Raw genomic sequence first — 4,471 nt, forward strand, 5'->3', positions numbered from 1 at the left:
CATTTTTCTATTCTTCGGGCCGTCCTCGTTTCCGCCTGGTCTGGACGTTAGTTTCAACGCTTGGATAAGGCAAGGGGCCGGGAGCTCCTGCTGAGACTCGAGGTGTTCTTGGAATCGAAACTGGTTTTAATTGCACCGAAGAGTCGGAAGTTTCGTTAGGAACTTCAATGCTATCCTTGATTTCACCGACACCAAATTGTTGTTTGTCGGACTGTTTTTTTGCTGTAGTGGCTTCGGCTTGAGAACCTACTTGTTCCGGGAAAGTCGGCCCTTTCTTTCCATCGATTTTCATGTGGCCTCACGCATATTATAACGAAATGACCTTCTCATTTTCGCACAACTTTTCTTCAATTTGGACAGAAAACCATTCTAACGTTAGATGACCAACGTCAACTTGTAACTTTCGTGCCGTCCGCATCATCCAGTTTCACAGTCTGATTACCGGATTTACAGGCACAGTACCAAACTGATGCGTTTCAGCGAAAGCTGTGAGGGAAGTATCGCAAGAATGATTAGGGTAAAGAGAAAGACTGGGAACCGTGGAATTGTTTGCATCGTTGTCTCCCAACCGTTGCCGTAGGGAAGCCAGTTATCCGGAGTTTCTACCTGATAACCGTTCCGGATGTGCTGATACCTCACAGCCGTTCATCAAAAGCAACCGCTATGCCAGGAGCGCATCCGAGGCTATGAAGGCGTGGAGTGGCAACTCAAGGCCACATGTGCCGGTTTGAAACTGGGATGTGTGAACAAAGTTGCCGTATCGGCGTCGATTTTCGAAACGGAAAGCCTGCCGGTATTTAAAACCGCCGCTTATCAAATTTCAAAGGATCCGGTCGTTCGCTCAAATTGAAAAGATTGATGGTCCAGACCCCAGAGATTCATGGTTTGATTCTTATGAAAACGATCCGAGGGTATGAGCACGATCTCGAAGCGATCGAAGAAATTTGCAAAAAGAAAAGTGCGGAGCATGCATTTTGCAAGTGCAGTATACTTTTTGACATGGATCCTTCGGGGCGAAACTCTCCCGAGCACCAAACGGACCCCCTAACAGAATTCGAACTATCCCAGGATAACGATCTCATTCCCAGTCTGGCAGACTGGGAACTTTATCGCATCGAACGGCTACTCGGGATTGGAGGAATGGCTCGCGTATATCTTGCGTTTGACAGGCGGCTGAATCGATATGTGGCTCTGAAGTTCATTCGCAGTGACGATGAAAAAATGAAGGCGCGACTTTTGAAAGAAGCACGTGCGCAGGCGCAAATCGAACACGATCAAGTATGCAAAATTTATGAAGCAAGTGAAATTAACGGCAGACCCTATATCGCTATGCAATACATCAACGGAAAGAATCTCGATGCGATCAACAAAGAAACTACACTGGCGCAAAGGGTCCGTGTCATGCAAAAAGTCGCAAATGCGGTCCAGGCTGCACACGCCTTGGGGATCATCCATCGCGATATAAAACCCTCCAATATCATGATCGAGCAAAGAAATGACGGTTCACTTCGCCCTTACATTTTGGATTTCGGAATAGCGCGCGACATTGCTTCTCCGGTGATTACCGTTACGGAACGAATCCTGGGTACTCCCGCTTACATGTCACCCGAACTGGCTGGAGGCGCTATGGCCGATCGCCGGACTGATATTTACAGTATGGGGGCCACTCTTTACAAGCTATCAACCGGAAGGTCTCCTTTTGAAGGAGCCAACAGCCTGGAAATTCTTACCAAAGTTCTTCAAGAGGAACCTGTGCCGCCACGGCAGCGCAATCGAGAAATTCCCGAAGATCTGGAAACCATCATTTTGAAGTCGATGGACAAACAGCCGGAAAATCGGTACGAATCTGCGGAAATGTTAGGAGACGATCTTGCCAGATATCTGAACGGTGAATCCATTTTAGCAAGACGCTCTTCCTGGACCAACCGCGCCGCAAGAAAAGTAAAAAGGGATCCGCGGATTTCGGCTCTTTTTGCAGCAGTCTCTGTCGCAGTTGTGCTTGCGGTTGCTGTTGTAGCATGGATGAGTTTTCAGGATTTTCAACGAGAGAATATTCCTCCAGCTAGAGAGATTCGTTCGATTGCTGTTCTGCCATTCACGAGTCCGGATGCCAGTATAGAATACCTGGCAGATGGAATCACGGAAGGGCTCATTAATCATCTTTCCCAAATTCCGCGACTAAAAGTCCTGGCGCGTGACACGGTTTTCACATACAAAGGGAAACAACTGGATCCCAGAAAAGTAGCTCGCGATTTAAAAGTAGATGCAGTTGTTACCGGGCAAAACGAGCGCCATGGTGATCTAATTATCGTGCGCACACATCTCATCAACGGCTTGGACGGATCACAAATCTGGGGCAAAGAATTCAGCCGGAAACTAACTGATCTTGCAAGAATCTCCTCTGAAATCGCGACACAAATAGCAAATAAGCTGGGCCGCTCACTTACGCCCGAAGAGAAACGCCAGATCTTCAAACAGCAAACGGAAAACTCAGAAGCTTATCTTCTCTATTTAAAGGGTCGTCACTTTTGGTACAAGAGATCCGAAGAAGGGAATAAGCGTGCCGCACCATACTTTCTGCAGGCAATTGAAAAAGATCCGACTTATGCTCTCTCTTACGCATTCCTTGCGAACACTTACGAGCAAAGTGGAATGAATGGTTGGACGTCTCCAAAAGACGCTTTTCCCAAAGCAAAAGTCGCGGCGCTCAAGGCTTTAGAAATAGACAGTGGACTGGGCGAGGCTCATGTTGCCCTAGCTTCCGATCTGATGTTTTACGAGTTCAACTGGTCAGAGACTGAAAAAGAACTGATGCAAGCCTTGCGTTTGAATCCGAACGATGCGAATGCCCATCGCCAGTATTCGTATTACCTGGCTGCCATGCATCGGACGGACGACGCAATCGCAGAAATGAAAGAAGCACAAAAGCTGGATCCGTTATCTGTAAGCTGCCTCGAAGACCTCGGATGGATGTTTGTTTTTGCGCGGAAATATGACCAGGCGATAAACCAGGCCAATGCGGTTATTGAATTGGACGCCAACCATTGGTCGGGATACCTTCTGCGTGGAGAATCTTATTTACAAAAGAAATTACCTGATAAGGCTTTGGAAGATTTTCAATTCGGCGCAAAGCTTTCGAATAACGACCAGTATGCACTTGCCGATCTGGGATACGTATACGCAGAATTGGGAAATCAGAAAGAGGCGATTGCAATAGTTAAAAGTTTATTGAAAATGAGTAAACGTCGATACGTGGCTCCTTTGTACATGGCTGCTGTTTATTGCGCTCTTCGTGACAACGACCGGGCATTTGAATGGCTCGATAAGGCTTATGAAGAACGAGGTAACGCGAATTTCATCTGGCTCGATGTGGATCCGTGGTGGGATCCAATCCGCAGTGATCCGCGTTTCACCGACCTGCTGCGACGTTTGAATCTACGGCGATAACTCAGTTTTTCATATCGGTTCAATGACCAGCTCCAGATAGGTCGGATCACTTTGATCCACCGATGCCGTCTTTCCGGCCGGGAAATTGTTGACATCTGTTGTTGCGAAGTAGCCGCCGCGATTTGTAAACGTCATGAACCGGTATCGAGTGCCAATTGCCGGATTAAAGCTGGAACCAAATATGGTCAACGTTCCTCCATTAAGCGTCGCAGGTCCCGCCACATTGAGGATTCCGATCTGTCCTGATTCATTGAACTGCACTTGAACGGTTCCTGAGTTATAAAAATCTCCGTTGACCTGGAGTGTGTTTCCATTGGTCAGAACCAGTAAACCACTGTTATTGTTCATGCACCAATCGGCACTGTTCCCTGCAAACTGAACGTCACAGTGTCCGAATCATCAGGATCACTTCCTGTGGCCTGGAAGCTGAGGGTATCGCCCACCAGTACGCTTTGCGTTTCGGCCGGTACGTTGCCAAGAACGGGAGGATTGTTGACTGGCGGAGTAAATTCGTTCACAGTAATTGTGATTGTTTCTTCATCCGATAAAGCCGGCGTCCCGTTATCGCTTACGGTTATCGTTAACTGATACGTGCCTGCTTGTTGATCGGTTGCTGTCCAGTTGAATACGCCGGTGACCGGATCTATCGTTGCATTATCGGGTAAATCGCCTTGCAAACTGAAAGTTAGGACCTGGCCTGAATTAGGATCTGTTGCTGTTGCGGTGAACGTCAGCGGTTGCCCTTCATTGATCGTTTTGTTTCCAATTGGATCGAGAACCGGCGCACTATTTTCACCTGATACGTGAATCGTAAACGGTTGCGATGTTTGATGTAACTCCACCACCGCTTAAGCTGTAGGTAAAACGATCGTCTCCCAAAAAACCTTTGCCTGGCACATAAGAGAAACTTCCGTCCGGCATGAACGCCAACGCACCATGCGATGGGCCGCTCTCCAGATGAACGGTTACGGTTGGGTGGCCAATGACGCTGTCATTTGTTGACGGACGTTCTGCTTTGCCGGCG

General features: G+C 47.9%; 6 protein-coding genes. 1 reads left to right on the forward strand and 5 read right to left on the reverse strand.

Annotation, left to right across the window (positions count from 1 at the left end):
- Positions 1-7: 7 nt before the first annotated feature.
- A complete protein-coding gene (locus L0156_08170; GenBank protein MCI0602976.1) occupies positions 8-292 on the reverse strand; it encodes a hypothetical protein in 285 nt (94 codons plus the stop codon).
- A gap of 155 nt (positions 293-447) precedes the next feature.
- Positions 448-639 carry a glycogen/starch/alpha-glucan phosphorylase gene (locus L0156_08175; GenBank protein MCI0602977.1) on the reverse strand — a complete coding sequence of 64 codons (192 nt, stop codon included), beginning with the start codon at positions 637-639 and terminating at the stop codon, positions 448-450.
- Between the two features lie 255 nt (positions 640-894).
- On the opposite strand from L0156_08175, the gene L0156_08180 reads away from it, so the two are divergent.
- Complete coding sequence (locus L0156_08180; protein ID MCI0602978.1) at positions 895-3,447, forward strand: protein kinase; 2,553 nt, start codon at positions 895-897, stop codon at positions 3,445-3,447.
- Between the two features lie 9 nt (positions 3,448-3,456).
- On the opposite strand, the gene L0156_08185 is transcribed toward L0156_08180, so the two are convergent.
- The 3 genes from L0156_08185 to L0156_08195 form a co-directional block, all read right to left on the reverse strand.
- Positions 3,457-3,795, reverse strand: coding sequence for a hypothetical protein (locus L0156_08185; protein ID MCI0602979.1), 339 nt, complete (start codon positions 3,793-3,795; stop codon positions 3,457-3,459).
- The gene (locus L0156_08190) at positions 3,792-4,289 is read right to left on the reverse strand and encodes a cadherin repeat domain-containing protein (GenBank protein MCI0602980.1); all 498 of its coding nucleotides are present in this window, start codon (positions 4,287-4,289) and stop codon (positions 3,792-3,794) included. Before L0156_08190 ends, L0156_08185 begins: the two co-directional genes overlap by 4 nt.
- Positions 4,240-4,471 (reverse strand): Ig-like domain-containing protein (locus L0156_08195; protein ID MCI0602981.1); only part of this gene is annotated, 232 nt, incomplete at its 5' end. The genes L0156_08195 and L0156_08190, both read right to left, overlap by 50 nt.

The organism is bacterium (genome assembly GCA_022616075.1).
Taxonomy (GTDB): Bacteria; Acidobacteriota; HRBIN11; order JAKEFK01; family JAKEFK01; genus JAKEFK01.